The organism is Frigoriflavimonas asaccharolytica (assembly GCF_013294015.1).
GTDB classification, from domain to species: Bacteria; Bacteroidota; Bacteroidia; order Flavobacteriales; family Weeksellaceae; genus Frigoriflavimonas; species Frigoriflavimonas asaccharolytica.
The window spans coordinates 1-20261 of sequence record NZ_JABSNO010000007.1 but is presented as its reverse complement, the minus strand read 5'-3'; the positions used below and the strand labels follow the sequence as shown (position 1 = coordinate 20261).

At 32.2% G+C, this 20261-nt stretch carries 23 protein-coding genes; 15 read left to right on the top strand and 8 right to left on the bottom strand.

Going from position 1 to position 20261, the window contains the following annotated elements; translation table 11 throughout:
• Positions 1–22 precede the first annotated feature (22 nt).
• The 3 genes from HNQ03_RS06080 to HNQ03_RS06070 all read left to right on the top strand — a co-directional run bounded on the left by HNQ03_RS06080 (position 23) and on the right by HNQ03_RS06070 (position 2937).
• Entirely contained in the window at positions 23–460 is a 438-nt protein-coding gene (locus tag HNQ03_RS06080; protein WP_173778786.1) for a hypothetical protein, read from the top strand.
• Between the two features lie 291 nt (positions 461–751).
• Entirely contained in the window at positions 752–1762 is a 1011-nt protein-coding gene (locus tag HNQ03_RS06075) for an aspartate-semialdehyde dehydrogenase (RefSeq protein WP_173778785.1), read from the top strand.
• Between the two features lie 173 nt (positions 1763–1935).
• Positions 1936–2937, top strand: coding sequence for a cation diffusion facilitator family transporter (locus HNQ03_RS06070; RefSeq protein WP_173778784.1), 1002 nt, complete (start codon positions 1936–1938; stop codon positions 2935–2937).
• An 8-nt stretch (positions 2938–2945) separates the two neighbouring features.
• Here the strand turns inward: HNQ03_RS06070 and HNQ03_RS06065 are convergent, their stop codons facing one another.
• Both HNQ03_RS06065 and xrtF read right to left on the bottom strand, forming a co-directional pair.
• Positions 2946–3383, bottom strand: a complete 438-nt coding sequence (locus HNQ03_RS06065; RefSeq protein ID WP_173778783.1) for an exosortase F system-associated membrane protein — start codon at positions 3381–3383, stop codon at positions 2946–2948.
• Positions 3370–3900 carry an exosortase family protein XrtF gene (gene xrtF, locus HNQ03_RS06060; protein ID WP_173778782.1) on the bottom strand — a complete coding sequence of 177 codons (531 nt, stop codon included), beginning with the start codon at positions 3898–3900 and terminating at the stop codon, positions 3370–3372. The genes HNQ03_RS06065 and xrtF overlap by 14 nt, the downstream gene beginning before the upstream one ends.
• Before the next feature lie 53 nt (positions 3901–3953).
• Here xrtF and HNQ03_RS06055 point away from each other — a divergent pair, with 53 nt between their 5' ends.
• The 6 genes from HNQ03_RS06055 to HNQ03_RS06030 all read left to right on the top strand — a co-directional run bounded on the left by HNQ03_RS06055 (position 3954) and on the right by HNQ03_RS06030 (position 8302).
• The gene (locus HNQ03_RS06055; protein WP_173778781.1) at positions 3954–4961 is read left to right on the top strand and encodes an aminoglycoside phosphotransferase family protein; all 1008 of its coding nucleotides are present in this window, start codon (positions 3954–3956) and stop codon (positions 4959–4961) included.
• A 132-nt stretch (positions 4962–5093) separates the two neighbouring features.
• Positions 5094–5498 (top strand): GxxExxY protein, encoded by a 405-nt coding sequence (locus tag HNQ03_RS06050; protein ID WP_173778780.1) that lies wholly within the window; start codon positions 5094–5096, stop codon positions 5496–5498.
• 97 nt (positions 5499–5595) lie between these two features.
• On the top strand, positions 5596–6000 hold the full coding sequence (locus HNQ03_RS06045) for a RapZ C-terminal domain-containing protein (protein WP_173778779.1): 405 nt from the start codon (positions 5596–5598) through the stop codon (positions 5998–6000).
• A 129-nt stretch (positions 6001–6129) separates the two neighbouring features.
• The gene (locus HNQ03_RS06040; RefSeq protein ID WP_173778778.1) at positions 6130–6843 is read left to right on the top strand and encodes a nucleotidyltransferase family protein; all 714 of its coding nucleotides are present in this window, start codon (positions 6130–6132) and stop codon (positions 6841–6843) included.
• A 92-nt stretch (positions 6844–6935) separates the two neighbouring features.
• A complete protein-coding gene (locus HNQ03_RS06035) occupies positions 6936–7667 on the top strand; it encodes an LOG family protein (RefSeq protein WP_226927449.1) in 732 nt (243 codons plus the stop codon).
• 164 nt (positions 7668–7831) lie between these two features.
• Positions 7832–8302, top strand: coding sequence for a DUF6702 family protein (locus HNQ03_RS06030; protein ID WP_173778776.1), 471 nt, complete (start codon positions 7832–7834; stop codon positions 8300–8302).
• Between the two features lie 154 nt (positions 8303–8456).
• Here the strand turns inward: HNQ03_RS06030 and HNQ03_RS06025 are convergent, their stop codons facing one another.
• The 4 genes from HNQ03_RS06025 to HNQ03_RS06010 all read right to left on the bottom strand — a co-directional run bounded on the left by HNQ03_RS06025 (position 8457) and on the right by HNQ03_RS06010 (position 11189).
• The gene (locus HNQ03_RS06025) at positions 8457–8852 is read right to left on the bottom strand and encodes a hypothetical protein (RefSeq protein WP_173778775.1); all 396 of its coding nucleotides are present in this window, start codon (positions 8850–8852) and stop codon (positions 8457–8459) included.
• Positions 8853–9080: 228 nt separating this feature from the next.
• Positions 9081–9623, bottom strand: a complete 543-nt coding sequence (locus HNQ03_RS06020; protein WP_173778774.1) for a murein L,D-transpeptidase catalytic domain-containing protein — start codon at positions 9621–9623, stop codon at positions 9081–9083.
• A gap of 278 nt (positions 9624–9901) precedes the next feature.
• Positions 9902–10318 carry a hypothetical protein gene (locus tag HNQ03_RS06015; protein WP_173778773.1) on the bottom strand — a complete coding sequence of 139 codons (417 nt, stop codon included), beginning with the start codon at positions 10316–10318 and terminating at the stop codon, positions 9902–9904.
• A 250-nt stretch (positions 10319–10568) separates the two neighbouring features.
• Positions 10569–11189: a hypothetical protein gene (locus HNQ03_RS06010; RefSeq protein ID WP_173778772.1), complete on the bottom strand. Its 621-nt coding sequence runs from the start codon at positions 11187–11189 to the stop codon at positions 10569–10571.
• Positions 11190–11432: 243 nt separating this feature from the next.
• On the opposite strand from HNQ03_RS06010, the gene mfd reads away from it, so the two are divergent.
• Both mfd and HNQ03_RS06000 read left to right on the top strand, forming a co-directional pair.
• Positions 11433–14792, top strand: coding sequence for a transcription-repair coupling factor (mfd, locus tag HNQ03_RS06005; RefSeq protein ID WP_173778771.1), 3360 nt, complete (start codon positions 11433–11435; stop codon positions 14790–14792).
• 18 nt (positions 14793–14810) lie between these two features.
• A complete protein-coding gene (locus HNQ03_RS06000; protein WP_173778770.1) occupies positions 14811–15710 on the top strand; it encodes a hypothetical protein in 900 nt (299 codons plus the stop codon).
• A 3-nt stretch (positions 15711–15713) separates the two neighbouring features.
• Here HNQ03_RS06000 and HNQ03_RS05995 read toward each other — a convergent pair whose 3' ends face one another.
• A complete protein-coding gene (locus HNQ03_RS05995; protein WP_173778769.1) occupies positions 15714–16241 on the bottom strand; it encodes a CAP family protein in 528 nt (175 codons plus the stop codon).
• 179 nt (positions 16242–16420) lie between these two features.
• Between HNQ03_RS05995 and HNQ03_RS05990 the strand changes: the two genes are divergently transcribed.
• From HNQ03_RS05990 to pth, 4 genes are all read left to right on the top strand, one after another.
• Positions 16421–17302 carry a hypothetical protein gene (locus HNQ03_RS05990; RefSeq protein ID WP_173778768.1) on the top strand — a complete coding sequence of 294 codons (882 nt, stop codon included), beginning with the start codon at positions 16421–16423 and terminating at the stop codon, positions 17300–17302.
• Positions 17303–17370: 68 nt separating this feature from the next.
• A complete protein-coding gene (locus HNQ03_RS05985; protein WP_173778767.1) occupies positions 17371–18198 on the top strand; it encodes a hypothetical protein in 828 nt (275 codons plus the stop codon).
• Between the two features lie 79 nt (positions 18199–18277).
• Positions 18278–19114, top strand: a complete 837-nt coding sequence (locus HNQ03_RS05980) for a hypothetical protein (RefSeq protein ID WP_173778766.1) — start codon at positions 18278–18280, stop codon at positions 19112–19114.
• A gap of 39 nt (positions 19115–19153) precedes the next feature.
• A complete protein-coding gene (pth, locus tag HNQ03_RS05975; RefSeq protein WP_173778765.1) occupies positions 19154–19717 on the top strand; it encodes an aminoacyl-tRNA hydrolase in 564 nt (187 codons plus the stop codon).
• Between the two features lie 5 nt (positions 19718–19722).
• Here pth and HNQ03_RS05970 read toward each other — a convergent pair whose 3' ends face one another.
• Complete coding sequence (locus tag HNQ03_RS05970) at positions 19723–20178, bottom strand: serine acetyltransferase (RefSeq protein ID WP_173778764.1); 456 nt, start codon at positions 20176–20178, stop codon at positions 19723–19725.
• Between the last annotated feature and the right edge of the window lie 83 nt (positions 20179–20261).

Genomic DNA, 20261 nt, shown 5'->3' with positions numbered 1-20261 from the left:
TTTGCTTTTAAACAAAATTACTATGGATTTCAATATTATGCTGCAAATGCACAGAGGTTTCGCATACCTTATTCTACTTCTATCAGGTATCTTTATCCTGTCTTTATTAATAGTTATATTCGGATATTCCGGGAGAATCTCAAAATTATTGAGAAAATCAACCCTTTTCACCATGATTTTCTTCCACACCCAAGCATTAGTAGGTTTGGTAATGCTCTTTTTCTTTTCCCCAGGTTTCAAAGCTGCATTAGAAGCAGGTACTTTAATGAAAGATGCAGTCGCAAGGAATACGTACGTAGAACATCCAACAGCAATGATTCTCGCAGCAGTATTGATGACCATCGTCAACAAAAAATTAAAAACCAGAGACACCATCGCAATGCCAATCGTGATAATGGCAGCAGTAGCAATGGCATTAATGGCATGGGCATTCCAATGGCACAGATTGTTCGGCGCGTAAAATAATTGAATTATTTGGGCAGCTTAATCCGCCTTCCGTTCCCGCTTTTTTTCTTTTTTATGCAAAAAAGAAAAAAGAGCTTCACTCAAGTCGGGCTGCAAACCATCGCAAGTAGAAAAATTTTAGCATTTTTGAAAGTTTTATCAATAATCATAAATTACAATTTTTTCTTTGCCAACTGAAATCGAACATGAGACAAATTTAAATAGATTTGTGAACCTCAAAGTTCTAAAGGCGCATTGCAAAGTCTTCTTCAGGAATTAAGGGGATCACAAACAATAAATCATAAAAATGAAAGTAGCAGTAGTAGGAGCCACCGGAATGGTTGGCCAAATTATGTTGAAAGTATTGGAAGAAAGAAATTTCCCAATCACTACACTGATTCCCGTAGCTTCAGAAAATTCCGTAGGTAAAAAAATTACCTTCAAAAATGAAGATTTTACCATAGTTTCTATGCAAGATGCCATAGATTCTAGACCAGATATTGCACTATTTTCAGCGGGAGGAGAAACTTCTAAACAATATGCACCAAAATTCGCTGAGGTCGGCTGCATCGTAATAGATAATTCTTCCACATTTAGAATGATGCCAGAAATTCCTTTAATAGTACCGGAAATAAACGCAAATATTCTTACAACATCAGACAAAATAATTGCCAATCCAAACTGCTCAACCATACAATTGGTGATGATTTTGAAACCTTTGCATGATGCATTCAATATTAAAAGAGTGGTAATTTCTACATACCAATCAGTAACTGGAACAGGAAAAAATGCAGTAGATCAACTCAACGCAGAAATTGCAAATGCAATAAATCCAAATTCTGTAGAAGTTAAAAAAGTGTATCCTTATGAAATCTTTAAAAATGCACTGCCACAATGCGACGTTTTTGATGAGGGAGATTACACAAAAGAAGAGCTAAAATTGATGCGCGAACCCAAGAAAATTTTGGGAGATGATGCCATCAACTTAACAGCAACTGCCGTTCGAGTTCCCGTACAAGGCGGACATTCCGAAAGCGTGAATATTGAATTCAATAAAGATTTTGATATCTCTGAAATCAAAAATATTCTTTCAAATACAGAAGGAGTAACATTGCAAGACGATGTAAAAAATGGTGTATATCCAATGCCACTCTATTCTGAAGGAAAAGATGATGTCTTTGTAGGTAGAATTCGAAGAGATCCATCTCAATCAAATACCCTAAACCTGTGGATTGTTTCAGATAATTTAAGAAAAGGTGCCGCTACAAATGCTGTGCAAATTGCAGAATATTTAGTTGAGCACAATTTAGTGGGATAGGATTTTAGAGTCTTTTACTTATATAAAAAGTAAATAACAGCTTCCACTTTATTTTCTCTTCAATTAGAAATCCGTCCATTCTTTCTTTCGTTAATTTGTTGATTCGTTGATTAAAATTTATTTAGCAATAAATTAAATTCTCGTCTTCTACGAGAGAAAAATTTTAAATGTCAATGCCAAAAAATACCCTAAAACCAAACCGAAGCAACTTTATATTTCAAAGAAATGTAGCAATTATCGGTATTGTGCTCTTTTTGGCAAAATTACTTGCTTGGAAACTCACTAATTCTGATGCAGTATTTTCTGATGCTATGGAAAGTATTGTCAATATTATTGCTGCTTTTCTCGGGTTGTATGCTTTGCATTTAGCCAACAAACCCAAAGATGAAGATCATCCATACGGACACGGAAAAGTAGAATTCATCACTTCTGGCACAGAAGGAGCCTTAATTATTTTTGCAGGCGTGATGATTATCGTTCAGGCCGTAGATTCTATTTGGAATGGAAATTTATTGAAAGAATTAGACGATGGAATTTATATTGTAGCCGCAACTGCTATTATCAATTATGTATTAGGATGGATTTCTTACAAAAAAGGAATTCAAGAAAATTCTTTGGTACTGCAGAGTTCTGGCAAGCATCTGCAAACAGATACTTTTACAACAATTGGTGTGGTAGTAAGTTTAATTATCGTTCATTTCACGAAAATAAATTGGCTAGATTCTGCAATAGCAATGGTTTTTGGTGTTTATATCATGTTTGTAGGATACAAAATCATACGGAAAGCCTTAAGTGGAATTATGGATGAAGCAGATCCAGAAATCATCGGAAAATTAGCGAAATTCCTCAATGAAAACAGAAGAGAAGCTTGGGTAGATTTGCACAATGTGAGAATCCAAAAACATGGTAGCAAACTACATCTAGATGGCCATCTTACGCTACCATATTATTTCCAGTTGAAAATTGCACATGCAGAAATGGAAGAAATGATACTTTCTATCGTCAAAAATACAGATAGAAATATAGAATTCAATATACATTTAGACGATTGCAAACCTTTCTGCTGCGAGATTTGTATTATGAAAAATTGCCCAGCTCGTTCTCAAGATTTTGTAAGAAAAATAGATTGGAATGCAGAAAGCATCACACAACCAGATAAGCATAGGATAAATTAAAATTAACTTTAATTTCTAAGATCCAATTTTTGTTTTCGATAATAGAATAATGGAATGATCAATAGCAGAATAATTGGTTGTATCACAAATCTTCGCATGTAAAATGTAAATAGATAGCCAATTTCTAATTTAGAATTTAAGCAATAAAGATAGATTGGAAAAGTGATTGCAAATACTAAAATCATTAAAATAATTCCCTGTATTGTCCACTTTTTATTATTAAAAAATCCCTGCAGAATAATAGCTGAAAAAATTAAATTCAAACAAAATCTGAAAAGATGATGCAAGATTAATTGGCCCCAAACAAAATCTGGAATTTCCAATTGCTTATTCGCTTCATGAAAATAAAGTAAAAACGGATCATAAAAAATTGAACTTTCTACCATCCGGATTCCTATCAATCCACAGATTCCAAAAATCGCCAAAAACCAATTACGCAGCTTCATTCTTCAACGCAAAAAATTTAATCCAAACCAACCAAAGCACAACCACCATTCCATAAATGGCAGCAGGAAAAAGATAGTCATGCGTGAATTTTCCGTAATCCGGGTATTTCAGCATCACCAAATTTAATCCTACAATACGCAATACATTTGCAAAATGTAGAATCGCTACACAGATGATTGCAAATAAAAACGTTTTCCAACCTTTATAAAAAGCGAAAATAAAAGCCACAAATAAAATAAGCACAGAAACGATATTGCAACCTTCCACCATTCTCGTAACCTCTACTCCTTCAGTTTGAAAAACAGCAGTTTCGTATATTGGATAAGGAAACAAACTTGTAGAATATCCCAAGAAATTTTGCACATATACTACTTGATGCGCAACCCAATACGAAAACGGATCCATATCAACACCTTCAAATGGATGAAGATACATTTGATACGCAAAAAGCAACGCCAAATAAATGACGATAAATCTTAAAAGTACCAGTAAAATGGGTTTAAAATCTGAAAACATTTTGCAAATATACCATTTTCTAAAAATTGTAATCCTTATATTTGTGAATATCAATGATGGAAAAAACTGTAAAACAATTTTTTGAAACAAGCACAGATTCAAAAGTAGAATCTATATTGACTTTGCCCCAAAGTGGATCCTCACGCAGCAATTTTATACTTGAAAGTAACGGCAAAAAATTCGTAATTACTCACAATGAAAATCTTGCAGAAAACAATGCGTTTTTCTATTTTTCTACTATTTTTTCTGGTCTAAATTTAAATTCACCTTCTATTCTCGCAATTTCCGAAGATGGCAAAATGTATCTGCAAGATTTTGTTGGCGACCAAACTTTATCAGAAATCATAACCGAAAATGGAACCAATGAAAAAGTAAAATCTTTGGTGAAGCAAACTTTGCAAAAACTTTTCCAGCTTCAGATAGCCACAGAAAATAAAGTAGACTATTCGCAAACATTCGAATATGAGGAATACAATCGGTTTCCAATTCAAAATGATTTATTCTATTTCAAAAATATGTTTATTGATGTATTAGAATTGCCATATCACAAATTATCTCTGCTGCAAGATTTTGAAAATCTAGTAAAATCTGTAGAAGGTTTGCAACCAAAAACCTTGATGATTCGAGATTTTCAAGCCAGAAACATTATGGTGAATTCTACAGATGAAGTTCATTTTATAGACTATCAATCTGCGATGAAAGGTCCTGCGATGTATGATGTAATTTCCTTTCTATTCCAAGCAAAAGCCAATTTCTCTGCAGAATTTAAAAATGAAATGCTAGAATTTTACATCAATTTATGGCAAGATGAGCAATCAAAAAAAAATCTTCAAAATTCTATCTATTTACTTCAATTGGTAAGATATTTACAGGTTTTAGGTGCATATGGTTTCCGTGGGTTGATACAAAAGAAAAAACATTTTTTAGAAAGCATTCCAAAAGGAGTGAAAAACATCGTTGAATTTGCAGAAAATTGGGAAAAGATGAAATCCTATCCAGAATTGCAAAAATTGATTTTAAGTTTGAAATTAGATGAGGTTAAATTAAATTTAAAGGGGTGATTTAATAAGTTGAAATTTATAATTTACCATTAAGATTTTGTTAAGAAATTAAGTTCATTAAGGTTTTACCTTAGGTAAAAGCAGTTCTCAATTAATGAAAATTTTATATTCATAAATAAAATTGTTTAAAGTATGACAAGAAAAGAAGTAACACAGTTGTCTTATGAAATTACAGGCCTCGCAATAAAAGTTTACAAAAGTCTTGGTCCAGGATTATTAGAAAGTATTTATGAAGAATGTTTGAAATACGAATTAGTAAAAAATGGTTACAAGGTTCAACAGCAAATGATTGTGCCAATTATATATGACGGAGTTCAAATGACCACAAAATTAATTGTAGATTTATTAGTAAACAACTGTATTGTAATCGAAATAAAGGCGCAAGAAGAAACTTTGCCCGTTCATGAAGCACAATTGCTTACTTACATGAAAGTTTTGAAAAAGCCACAAGGATTGTTGATTAATTTCTTTACATCAAACATCACAAAATCTATGAAACCTTTTGTAAATGAATATTTTAATTCACTTCCAGAGTGAAATTTTTGATTTATCAAAAAACTTAATTCCCTTAATCTCTTAACCAAACCTTAATGGTTTAAAATTTTCCATCAAATAATTTTAAAAATATATACTCATGAGTTTAAAAATAGAAATCCACAGTTTTTCCTACAAAAAAGGTGGTATACCAAAAGATACAAGTGGCAATGGTGGCGGTTTCGCTTTTGATTGCCGCGGTATATTAAATCCAGGAAGGCAGCCAGAATATAAAGAACTTTGTGGCGACGATTTGGGCGTGCAAAATTTTCTAGAAACCCAAACAGAGATGCCCCAATTCTTTGAAAATGTGAAAAACTTAACATCAATCACCATTCAAAATTATTTGGATCGAGATTTTGATCATTTACAAGTTAACTTTGGTTGCACTGGAGGACAGCATCGGTCTGTGTATTCCGCTATAAAATTTGCGGAATTTGTGAAAGAAAAATTTCCAGCCGCAGAAGTTTCGCTTTGGCATGATGAGCAATTGCACCTGAATTAAGTTTTGGAACCAAGAGCCAAGAGTTGAGCGTCAATACAAAATATTCATAATCAGCAAAACCTTCGCGAAAAAAGCTTCACAATACTGCCTAAAATCTATCATCTTTTATCAACCATCAATTATCCCAAAATGAAAGCCTTAATATTTGCCGCCGGAAAAGGTACCCGGCTAAAACCATTTACAGATCATCATCCAAAAGCTTTGGCTTTGGTGAATGGTATTCCACTTTTAGAAAGAAATATTAAGTATTTACAAGGTTTTGGCATCAACGATTTTGTAATTAATGTGCATCACTTTGGAAATCAAATCGTAGAATTTTTAAATAAAAACGATAACTTCGGAAGCAATATAGATATTTCTGATGAAAAAAATGAACTTCTAGAAACTGGAGGTGGTTTGGTTTTCGCCCAAAATTATTTGAAAAATGAAGAAGATTTTTTAATAATGAATGCCGATATTTTGACGGATCTAGACATAGCGGACCTTATCAAATGCCACAAAAAAAATAAAGATTTCGTTACATTAGCAGTTTCAGATAGAAATAGCAGTAGGAAATTATTATTTAATGAAGATTACATTTTGCGAGGTTGGCTAAATGTAGCAACTGGAGAACAAAGATTGGCGGAATTTAATAAAGGCTTTAAAGCTTTGGCATTTAGTGGGGTACATTGCATTAATTCCAAAATATTTGAAAAAATTAAAAGGAAAGGTAAGTTTTCCATAATGGAAGAATATTTGGATATGATGCACACAGAAAAAATTCACGCTTACAAACATTCAGCTAATTTAATTGATGTTGGGAAACCAGAATCAATCGCTTTAGCGGAAGAAATATTTAAATAAAGAATAATTCCCAAGGGATTTAACAACAGTAGCATAGGATTTATTCTATGGAAATCAAGAATAATATGAGCAAAATAAAAAGAGGAAAAGGCATGACACAAGTAGGTGTAGAAAACGCTTTTGAACTAGACCAGAAAATAGAAAACAGCTTTGTCCAAAAAACTTGGGACGAAACCATCGCGAAAGATAGTTGGATGATTTTCAAAATCATGGCAGAATTGGTAGATGGCTACGAAAAATTAGCGAAAATAGGACCGTGTGTTTCCATTTTCGGTTCGGCAAGATTAAAACCCGAGCATGAATATTACGAAATGGCCGTGGAAATTGCAGAAAAAATCACGAAATTAGGCTTTGGAGTTATCACAGGAGGTGGACCGGGAATAATGGAAGCTGGAAATAAAGGCGCAAGACAAGGCAACGGAAAATCCATCGGCTTGAATATAGAACTGCCTTTTGAGCAGCATTTCAATCCATATATTGATAAAGGTTATAGTGTAGATTTTGATTATTTTTTCGTGAGAAAAGTAATGTTTGTGAAATATTCCCAAGGTTTCATCGTAATGCCAGGAGGATTTGGTACCTTAGATGAATTGATGGAAGCATTAACTTTAATTCAAACACAGAAAATCGCGAAATTTCCCATCGTTTTGGTTGGTACAGAATATTGGAGCGGACTATTGGAATGGTTTCAAAACACGATGGTAAAAAATGGAATGATACATGAAGACGATCTCAATCTTTTTCGCTTAGTAGATAGTGCAGACGAGGCTGTTGCGCATATAAAAGCCTTTTACGAGAAGTATAGCATTAGCGTAAACTTCTAATACCGATTTCCTATTTATTATAGTTCAACTTCATTGAACTATTTTCATAGTGTATCGGCATTTAACCAGATTGATCTTGTTTGAATCCCTTTTCGGAGGTGCAATTGGCACAAGATTTGTCTGATAGTCTTAACATTATTTAAGATAATGAAAAATAAAATACAATGAAAAATTTTTATAAAATATTCGGAATTTTCGCAATTCTATTAATGTCAAGTTTTACGGCGGTAGATTTTTTCTCTTCTATGACGAAAGTAGATTACGTGGAAGGTAGCAAAACGCTAAAATTTACCACAAAAATGAATACTTCTCAGATTTCTGAAGCATTAAAAATCAACCCAAGTACGGCAAGTTTTGAAGCAGAAGTGAAGAAATATGTAAACAATAATTTTGATGTCTCTGTGAATGGAGCCGATAAACAATTGACCTTTACAGGAAGCCAGGTTTCTGGGGAATCTGTTTACGTATATTTTGAAGCAGGTGGAGTAGGAGAAATTAATACTTTGAAAATTAAAAACGCCATACTTTTAAGTGTATATCCAAAACAATTGAATTTGGTAAATATCGCTTACAAAGGACAACAGAAAACATTGAATTTCCAAAGAGGAAAAGAAGTGAATGAAGTTAGTTTTTAATAGAAATTGACCTAAAAATAAAGAATCCCGAAATTTTTCGGGATTTTTTTTTGCTTAATTGTTACTTTTAGATTTGCAGTAAGTCGCAATTATAGATGAATTATGTGAGAGTTTACTATTTTAATTTTCTGCAGCCTAAAATGAAATGCTACGATTAATTATCTGGTAATTCGTACTGCTTAATTTTTGCTAAAAGGTCTTTAATTCTTGTTGGATTTTTAGTGTTTTTAACTATAGAAGTTCCTTTATCAGATATGAAATTTAAAACGATATGAATTTCATTTTTAGAAAGTCTCATATTTTTACTCATCGCAAATAATTCCTCTAAAAAAGCACATTTTTCCCAATATTTACCTAATGGTTCAGAAATTAAAATCTTGTCTAAATGATTAAAATTTGAATGATGATTTAGAAAGTATACAGAATTCCAATTTCCCTTTTTATCTAAATTAATAAGTTTTAAATTGACTAATTCAGTGATCCATATTTTTTCTAAATCTTGCGAAATCTTGAATTTTTTGTAATGAGTGTATATTCCATCTCTATCCATAAAAATACAGAACCTAGATAATTAAAAAATATTTCTTTCGCTTCCTTCAATTTGTCAATTAATGTTCAGTTTTAAATTTAGATTCAAAAAGTGTTAATCCTTTTTTAGAAAAATCGAGGGCGATAAAATTGTAAATATAGAAATTTTTTAAACTGTTTATAAATTTCAATTTAAGGACAAAATTCAACAATTAATTGCAGATTATATAGTAGACAAATGATTTCCTCATCATATTTCGTCAGTTTTACTACTATAAATCCACATTAAAACTGGTTTTTGGGAGTTTTTAATCATCGGATCTAGAGCGAGAAAACTTTTATTAGAAATTGTAGGGCAACCCCAACCTTCGGGCGTTCCAGCAGGATAGATCTCTTCATCTGAAACTGCTTCCCAAGAATGAAAAACAATAATTCTTTCTACAGCATTGCTATTGGTTTTTTCCAAACCATGCATGATGTAATTAATATTTACACCCCAATTACTAAAGCCTCTTTTGCCCAATTTGTATTTGCCCAAAGAGGAACGATGGCTATCTACTTCATTGCTAAATGTAGGATTTTCTTTAGAATTATCTGCGCTCCACTGGTTATCTCCACAACCATGACCGACCAAAAACTCATCAATCACTTGGTTTTTCTTAAAATCCCAAACAAAAAATCTTTTTCTGCCAGAATGTATGCCAAGATCTATTAAAATGCAAAAATCATCATTCAGCGCATTTTTATTAATAAATTCTTTTGCTTCTTTTACTTTTAAAGTAAGGTCCGGCATTTCGTATTTTTCGGGGATATAAGCATTGCGAATATCTGGGTTTTTAAAAATTTCTTTTTTTGAGCAGGATGAAATTACAAGAAAAAATAGGCAAAAAAAAAGAGAGATTTTTAAACATAGTTTTTAAAATTTTAAGGTCTAAGAATTACAAATCCGCTGCATCGGGTTACAAATCCGCGACATCGTAGTTTTGCTCCGCTGGAACAATTTTTTGTGGATGATGGTTGAAAAAATTATGGGTTAATATACGTGACATCGAATTATTTATTTTTTCTTCTCTAATTTTTATTTTTTCTCCAAAACCTCGGTTTAGGTACGGTATTTTCGGCAATTTCAATTCCATTGTTTCTCAAAATCATTTCAATCAGTTCTGGTGATTGATCAGTCTGCATTGATAAATCTTTTATAGAAACACCTTTTAAGTAATACTTTTGAATTTTTTCTTGCTCAATTTCTGTTATGTGCTTTGTATTGAGTTTATTTTCTTTCGGAAGTTTTGCGTGATAGTTTTGCAAAACTTTGATAACATCCGATAAAACTGATGGATTTATTTTTATTCTTGCTGCTTTGTCGCTTCTGTTTATAATCGTTTGCGCAATTTCGACATATAATTTACCACAATCGTGTTCAATCAAATTAATTGAAAAATTACTTTTGTCGAATTCAAGTTGAGTGGTTTCTACAATTGTTTTCATTGATTAAATTTCTTTGTTCAATTTAAATAAAATATCGCTGCGCAAAGTCTCCTGACTTTGAATTTTGCTACTTTAAATCTACTTAAAATTTCAGAAACTTTTTTTAACAACGGCAAAATTTAACCAAATGCGTTGATTTTTTTCAAAATTGCTCAAAGTTGGGAGACTTTGCAATAGCACAGAAATGCCCGAACCTTTGTGCTAGCAACTACTCGCGCTATTTTTTATATACGTTGTTGTAGGCAGTAATTTACTTTTCAAGTATTTCTCTAAACTTTTTTTCAATTTCTTTTTTTATTGGATTTACTTTTTCAGGCATTTTTTTATAAGCTGTAAATGCTTTTGTCCGAATTTCGACATTCGAATTATCTCCCATTTTTTTAAGCATATGATTTGTTGAATAATCATTATATATTTCGCTGACTTGGTTCAGATAGTTTTCTATTAGTTCAATTACAGTTAAATAAATCTTATTATCATTAAAGAAGGAAACAAATTCATTATGGGCGTTTATATAATTTAACTGAAGATTATTTTCATATTCCTCAAATTTAGTGTCCTTTGGTGTGAACTTAACTGGCGAAACATAAACACTTAATTCTTTCGATGCGTTATTTAAAAGTTTATAAATGTTTTCAAGAACAATTAGTCTTTTTTCGTGAAGTTTGGTAAACTTAAAGTTCTCTTTTGTTTTTAATGCATTAATGTCTGCTTGGAGCTTTGTAATATCTATATTGTGTTCTTTCTTTAAGTTCTCAAGTTTCTTATCAAAATTACTTTTTACGTTTCCTTTTACTTTTTCAGTTATATACAAACCAATCAATGTTGGAATAACAGAATAAATTAATGCTTCTAAAATATTTATATTCATTGTTTGTTTTATTGCTTACAATTTATATACACCCGCTAAAAAATAGCGCCAATCTATACGAAATGTGATGTATAGTCGCTACTTTGTTGCCTATATATTTCAAGGATAATATTTTTTATTTCACTTTATTAAATTATTTTTCAAATTGAATTGCATCCATTTTCTAAATTTTAAAATCCCTATTTTTGCAAAACGATTTCGGGAAACATCCCTAAATCGCTTTTCTCGTTTACAAAATTTGCTATGGATTTACAAAATATCAGCTCAACTCTTTTACCAGATTTATTGAAAAAGAATTTTGGAGAAGATCTCATGCTCGCTCTCGGAAATTCTAAATCTATCTCTGTGAAAGGTTCTGCCGGATCTTCGCCTTCTGTTTTTGCGGCGCAACTCTTTTTGGTGCATCAAAAAAATATTGTTTTTATTGTTGAAAATAAAGAAGCTGCTTTGTATGCAACCACAGAATTAGAAGAACTTCTAGGGAAAGAAAAAGTCTATTATTTTCCACCTTCGCATTTAGAACCTTATCAAATAGAGAAAATTCAGAATGCAAATCTGGTTTTGAGAACAGAAGTTTTGAACAGATTAAATTCTGACAAAACAGCAAAAGTAATCGTTACGCCATACAACGCTCTCGCCGAAAGAGTTTTGAAAAAAGCAGATTTCACGAGCATTTCTCACACCATAAAAGTGGGCGATTCTCTGGATTTTGATTTCGTAAATGAACTTTTGCAAATGAACCAGTTTCAGCGGACAGATTTTGTGAGCGAACCGGGAGAATTTTCTATTCGTGGTGGTATTGTAGATCTGTTTTCTTATTCCAACGAACGTCCGTATAGAATTACATTTTTTGGCAGCGAGGTAGAAAGCATCAAAACTTTCAATATAGAAACCCAACTTTCTATGGAGAAAGTGCAAGAATTTCAATTGGTTTCTAACATGAATACGGCAACTACAGAAGCCAAAATTCCATTTTTTGATCTGTTGCCGAATGATGCAATTATCATCACAAATAATGGAATTGTAGGCGCAAAACAGATTAAAGATTTATTTGAAAAAGCAGAAGCAAATTTTGAGAAATTAAGCAAGGAAATTCAACATCAAAAACCTGAGAAATTATTTTTAACAGAAATAGATTTTTTAGAAAAATTGGCAGCACGTCAACATATAGATTTTGCGGTGCAAGCTTTGCCAGAATTTGATTCATTAATAATAGAACTTAACCAAAAACCGCAACCTGCATTTCACAAAAAATTTGATTTGCTTTCGGAAGATCTCAAACAATTGAAATCCGACGGTTACGAAACTTTTATTTCCTTCACTTCTACCAAGCAAAAGGAAAGATTGGAAAATATTTTGGAAGAATTAAACCATGAAGTTTCATTTAAAAGTTTCCAATCAGAATTGCATGAAGGTTTTATAGATCATACGCACAAAATTTCGGTGTATACAGATCATCAAATATTTGATCGCTACCAAAGATTTCAAGCAAAAGCTTCGTTCGCAAAATCTGAACAACTCACCTTGAAAGATATGATGAGTTTGAAAATCGGAAATTTCATCACCCACATCGATCATGGAATTGGGAAATTTCTTGGTTTAGTAAAAATTACCAATAACGGGAAAACCCAGGAATGTTTTAAACTAACCTACAAAAATGGAGATCTTTTGTATGTGAGCATTCACGCATTGCACAAAATTTCTAAATATAGCGGATCAGAAAATAAAGAAACGGTGCTTTCTAAACTAGGTTCGCCAGCTTGGAAAAATCTTAAAGCGAAAACGAAATCGAAGGTCAAACTTTTGGCTTTTGATTTAATAAAACTCTACGCACAGAGAAAAACCACAAAAGGTTACCAATATCCGCCAGATACATATTTGCAAAATGAATTGGAAGCCAGTTTTATCTACGAAGATACGCCAGATCAGGAAAAAGCGACTTTGGATGTGAAAAAAGACATGGAAAATGAAGGTGTAATGGATCGTCTGATTTGTGGTGATGTAGGTTTTGGGAAAACGGAAATTGCGATAAGAGCAGCCTTTAAAGCAGCAACAGAAGGTAAGCAAACTGCCATATTGGTTCCTACAACGGTTTTGGCATTTCAACATTATAGAAGTTTTACAGAAAGATTGAAAGATTTTCCGGTGAATGTTGGTTATCTCAACAGATTTCGGACGGCAAAACAGAAAGCAGAAACTTTAAAAAATTTGGCGAGCGGAAGTATAGAAATTGTAATTGGAACGCATCAATTGGTTTCGGATAAAGTGAAATTTAAAGATTTAGGTTTATTAATAATTGATGAAGAGCACAAATTTGGGGTGAATGTAAAAGATAAATTAAAAACCATAAAAGCAAATGTAGATACTTTGACGCTTACAGCAACGCCAATTCCTAGAACGCTACAATTTTCTTTGATGGCTGCAAGAGATTTATCTGTAATAAAAACACCACCACCAAACAGACAACCGATTGATACACAAATTGTGACTTGGGACGAAGAATTAATTCGCGATGCGGTTTCTTATGAATTGGCGAGAGATGGACAGGTTTATTTCATTAATAATAGAATAGATAATCTGAAAGATATCGCCGGTTTGATACAAAGATTGGTTCCCGATGCAAGAATAATTACCGGACATGGAAGAATGGATGGCAAAGAATTGGAGAAAAACGTTTTGGATTTTATGGATGGCAAATACGATGTTTTGGTAGCGACAACCATCATAGAAAATGGAGTAGATGTGCCGAATGCAAATACTATTTTCATCAATGATGCGCAAAGATTTGGTATGGCAGATGTGCACCAAATGCGTGGTAGAGTAGGACGAAGCAACCGCAAAGCATTTTGCTATTTGATAACGCCACCTTATGATATGATAACGCCAGATGCAAGAAAAAGATTGGAAGCTATTGAGCAATTTTCAGATTTGGGAAGTGGTTTTCAAATTGCGATGAAGGATTTGGAAATACGTGGAGCAGGAGATTTATTAGGTGGTGAACAAAGTGGTTTCATCAACGAAATGGGCTTTGAAACGTACCAAAAAATAATGCAGGAAGCGCTAGAAGAATTGCAGCACGACGAAGAATTTACCGATCTTTTTGAAAATGAAGACGAGCGCAAAAAACTCTTTAAATCTACCAAAGATGTAAATATAGATACCGATTTGGAACTGATGTTGCCCGATGAATATGTAGAAAGCATAGAAGAAAGACTGAGTTTGTACCAAAAACTAGCAGATATAGAAGGCAAAGAAGGTTTGCTTTTATTTGAAAATGAATTGAAAGATCGATTTGGAAAACTGCCTGTAGAAGCCAAAAATTTATTAAAATCTGTAGAACTAAAATGGCTTGCTGCAGATATTGGTTTTGAAAAAATTGTGGTGAAAGGCGGTATTTTTCTTGGATATTTTCCCGGCAATCCGCAAGATAAATTCTACCAAAGCGAAAAATTTAGAAATATAATTAGCTATTTAAATCAAAATCCTACCGCCGCAACTTTGAAAGAAAAAGCAGCAAAAGAGGGCAGTCAATTGATGATGCGAAAAGAAAACGTACAAAATGTAGATGAGGTGACGGAAGTTTTGGAAAGGATTCTTCAATAAAATTTAAAGGTAAAAAAAATGGCGAGATTATTTAAAATTACCTTCTATTATAGTTTATTATTAATCACATTTTTAAGTTGTGAAAAACAGGAAGAGCAAAAGACTGCAATTCTTTCTGGAAATTTAGAAAATAGTAATGACGATTATTTTAAAGGGGTAATAATTTTAGAAGAAAATGGACTGATTAGTAGTAAATCTAAGATAAAAATTATTTTGAATGGAAATGATGTTCAGCGAGATGTAAGTACTTCAAATAATGAAAATTATGGATTAATTTACAAAAGAGGACAAGATTCTGTTGTATATTATTACAAAAAAGACGAGAAATATTACCATACTGCGATACCTAAAGAAGACTTTCAAAAATGGGCAGATAGTCTGATAAAACCAAAATTATCTGCATCCGATTATAGATACTCATCAAGTTTGAAAGAACCTTTCGGTACTATCTTTTCCCCATTTGAGCATCGTAGTGAAAGTATATTACTAAAAACATTTCAAGCTAATTTGAAGAATTATGGAATTGCAAAATGTCAGACTTTTTTAATAGGTAAAGATTTAATTTGTAATGTGATCTACAGCGAAAGTATAAAAGTAAGACCAGAAATTCTGAGTTTAATAGAATATCATCAGCCAAAATCTATCCCAACATTGGCATTAGAAGTTTTGTATACTACACCAGAAAGTAAAAATTCTGCAGATTTGCCAGATAAAATTTTAAACAAACTGATAAAAGTAAGTACAAAATTGGAAAACAAAATGATTTTTAAAAGTATTAATAATTTATCTGGAAATACGATTGAATTGCCAAAAAACAGCATTAAGATTTCGATTGATGAAATGAGTGATATAATCATCCCACCAAATACTTCAAATGGAAGTGAATCTAATCATCATCACCATCATGATTTTTTCTAAATTTCAATACGCTTTTTGTCCCATGTAATTTCCGGGTGGATTGTAATTGGCGACAACTATTATAGAGCCATTGCTGCATTTTGCAATTCCCATTCCCATTTGTGTAGTATTTCGCCACACCATTTGGGAATAATGCCCAGCTTTGTACCAATTGTTATCGTTTAAAGTTTCATTTTTGAAAAATTGTATTTCTGAATGCCAAGCTTTGGAAGCATCAATTAAATTGTAGCTGGGATCAGAACTCCAACCAATATTTTCGCCGTAATTTTTCCCATTTTGAGTGTTTGGTGTTCTATGCGTCAATTCGCAACCATTTTTTGCTATATAATTTGCCCATTCCTGAGAATATTCGCTGATTTCTGAAGACCAAGATAATGGTGGGATGCCCAAATCTTTTCTAGTATTATTATGAAATTCTAGAGCTTCTTTTTGAATTGTGGATAATTTTTCCTCAACGTTTATAGCTGGATTTTGTTGCGCATTTATAGTCATCAATAAAAAAATGAATACAAATAGTAGTATATTTTTCATTTTAGTGTTATTTTTAAAATGGTCTTTTTAATTATAATTTGATAAAATTATACTCAAAGATAAGAATAAATCATCATTTTAAATAGAGATGATTGTCAAATATCACAACTTTTCAGAAATATTTGTATATAAGTAATTAAAAATAAATTATATTTGTAGAAATTAAAATTCCGCGAGCAATGAAAAAAATCATATACTTATTTGTAGCACTCTTCATAATAGCATCTACGCAGTCTTGCAAAAGATTGGGCGATGTAGATGGAGATTTGCTAAATAATCTAGATGCAAACCAAGGTGGACTTATTGGCAGTAGATTTCTTTACCAAGAAGTTAATTCTGTAGATACGCTTGCAGAATACCACTACACTGGAAAAAAATTGGTAGAAGTTCTAAACCCAAAATCAAAAACAAAAATTACCTATAATGGTGAATTGATCAACAAATTGGAATTTTATGAGGTTGTAGGAGCAGATTCTTTGGCATATATCCAATATTACACTTATGATAGCACAGCGAAATTCATTACAAGTATTTCTGAAGTTGGCGCAACTTATATGGCTTACAAAGCTGTAATACCAGGTGCAATTGTAAGATATAAAGCAATACATGATTTTGCATACAATACAGATAAATCTTTGAAAACGATTAGAAGTAGAAATGGAATAGATAATCCTGCATTAGCATTTGAATATACATCTTACGTCTTGAACACTTTTACATTTAATACAGCAAAAACCAACGTTACAAAGGTTACAAGAGATGTTGGACCTTATGCAGCTGGAGCTTTCGGACCTTCTACAGCACAAGATATCTACGATTTTAGTGATTATGATGATAAATTTAATCCACAATCTTTATTGCCATTTGGCTACAAAGCTTCTGCTTTGCTAGATGATACATCAAAATTCTACTGGCTTTCTCTAAACAACCCGAAAAGAGTAACACTTACTACTGGCGTTGCACCTCCTGTTGTAACGAGTTATAATACAAATTATACTTATGATCCTCAAAACTATGCATTGTCTGGTTTTGGAAGTAATTATGATTACAGACCTTTTTAAAATTTAAACTCAATTTCAGAACTGATACTTATTTTAACTATCAGTTCTTTTTTTTAAAAATACCTAATATGAAAAAAAATTTATTCTATTTAATGTTATTATTTTTATCTTTCATTTCTTGTAATGAAGATAATTCTATGGTTAATGCCTATCAAGATCCGTTTCTTACGAATAATCCTGGTAGTTCCAATAAGGTTTTGAGTAAAATAAATTATGCGGAAGTAGGTGAGGCCCCGTATAATATTTTTTACAATTGGGTTGGTGGAAAATTAATGAGCGTATCTACAAGTAATAATTCTACTAGTTTCAATTTGACGTATACTGGAAGTCAGATTAGTAAAATAATCCAAACTACAGGACAAGGGACGCAATTAAATACCACAACTTCTAATCTTGTATATTCAAATGGGATTTTAGCTAGTATTAATGGTACATCCGTTTCTTCTACTTCCAATAGCAATTTCACAACTACCATTACCTACAATGGAACAAGACCTACTTTTATAAAGAGAAATTATACTTCAGGTTCAACAACCGTTTATACAGAATCTGTAGCAATTGAATATATTGGCGCAAACATTTCTAAAGCCAATACATTATTTGGAGTTCCAAGTTTACAACTCAATCCTATTATCACTTTTAATACTTATGATGACAAGAAAAATCCTTTTCTAACTTTGCCATCAGCATTTAGTATCTCAAACTTTTTTATAAATCAAGATGCAGCTGCAAGTATTCTAGGTTTAAACCTTAATAATTTTACAAACGTAAGTACTTCTGGACCAGGTGTGACACCAACTACAGAAGTTACTGTTTATACGTACGGTACAGATGGATATCCTACAAAATCTATATCGCCAGATTATACACTTCAATATGAATACATCAATTTATAAATAATTTTTATTGTAAATTTGTAAAAATTTTAAAACTGATAATGTATACGTTATCAGTTTTTTTAATAAAATTCAGCTTATGAAAAATCTACTTTTTATTCTTTTTTCTTTTTTAATTATAAATTCCTGCGGAGAATCTACTGGAGATTTAGAGAATTTAAATGTACCCTTAGTTATCGGAGCTGGTGGTGGTGCAACGGGAAATACAAAAATTGTTAAAACAATAAATATTGGTACAAATCTCTTCACATACACCGTGCAAAATTCTAAGCTGATTAAATATTTTGATGCAAATAATACCGTAGAATATAATGTGAATTATAATGCAGCCAATAAAATAAGCAGCATTACAGGATTTTATAATACGCCAACTTCTACTGCAGGAACTACATTCAACGTAAACTTTGTTTATAATGCAAGTGGTGTTCTCACAAATCTTGCAGGTACAGAAACAACCGCAAATGTGATGTATAATATTGCAACTACCTTCACCTACAACAGCGGAATCATCACGCAAACAAGTACGCAAAAAACAGCTGTATCTTCACTTGGGAATATATTGGTGAGCCTCACAACAGATTTCACCTACTCTGGTGCTAATTTAAATAAAACAGCTACTCAGAAATCAGAAACCGTGAACGCTATTTCTGTTGGAAATACTTTAACGAATGTAAGATTCTTAAATTTTGATACCAAAAACAATTATTTGAAAGGTTTTCCAAAAGAATTTCAATATTTTACAACGTATATAGATGCTGGTCAAAATTATTTTTCGCCCAACAATTATCTAAGAAAGGAAGTAGATGTAAATGGTGGTACACCTTCTGTTTCAGATTATACGTATACCTATGATGCAGACGATTTTCCAATTCAGTATATTGTTGGTGGAAGTGCAACATCATTTATTTATCAATAGCTATAAGATTTCTAAAATCTGCTAATTAAAAATTTTATCGTGAAATATCTTATCGTTGGTCTTGGAAATAAAGGCGAAGAATATGCAGAAACACGCCATAATATTGGTTTTAAAGTTGCTGAAAAACTGGCTGAAACTTTAGAAGTTCCTTTTAAATCTAACAATTTTGGCCTTGTAGCAGAAGGTAAATACAAAGGCAGAAAGCTATTTGTTTTAAAACCAGACACCTACATGAATCTTTCTGGAAATGCAGTAAAATTCTGGATGCAAAAAGAAAATATTCCCTTAGAAAATGTTCTCATTATCACCGACGATTTAGCATTGCCTTTCGGTACTTTACGTTTGAAAATGAAAGGTTCTGATGCCGGACACAATGGTTTGAAAAGCATACAAGAGCAATTGCAAACGCAAAATTATCCACGCTTAAGATTTGGTATTTCCGCAGAATTTTCTGAAGGAAAACAAGTAGATTACGTGCTCGGAAAATGGAACGAGGCAGAAAGAGACAAACTCTCGGAAAGGATTGAAAAATTTTCAAAAGCTTGTTTATCGTTCGCTTTTGCTGGAATTCAAAATACGATGACGGGTTTTAATGGGAAATAACTTCGCTAAATTTTATTGTTGATATAGCAAGAAGTGGCATTCAAATTTTCTGAAACAATACCAGGATTTCCCACGACAACAGAGTTAGAAGGCACATTAAAATTGACGTAAGCATTTGGTGCAATCAGCACATTATTGCCAATTTTTATATTTCCTACAATCACTGCATTTGGTCCAATCCAAACTTCGTTACCAATTTCTGGAACACCTTCATGTTTACCGCGATTGGCTTGTGCAATGGTAACTCCTTGTGCAATATTGCAATTTTTTCCGATAATTGTTTTCGGATTAATTACTAAACTTCCCCAATGTCCGAGATAAAATCCTGCTCCAATTTGCGTTTCCGGATAGATTTGAAAACCATATTTAATCTGATAATGGCGCAACACCAATCGCCAAAATTTTCCTAGAAACGAGCCTTTAGAATGTTTCTGAGCTGTTCTTAATAGATAGTCAGCCATTAAAAACTATTTAAACAACTGATTAATAGTTATTTAGAAGTTATAAAGTTTGTTTATATCTGCAAGAAAACGTATCTTTATGT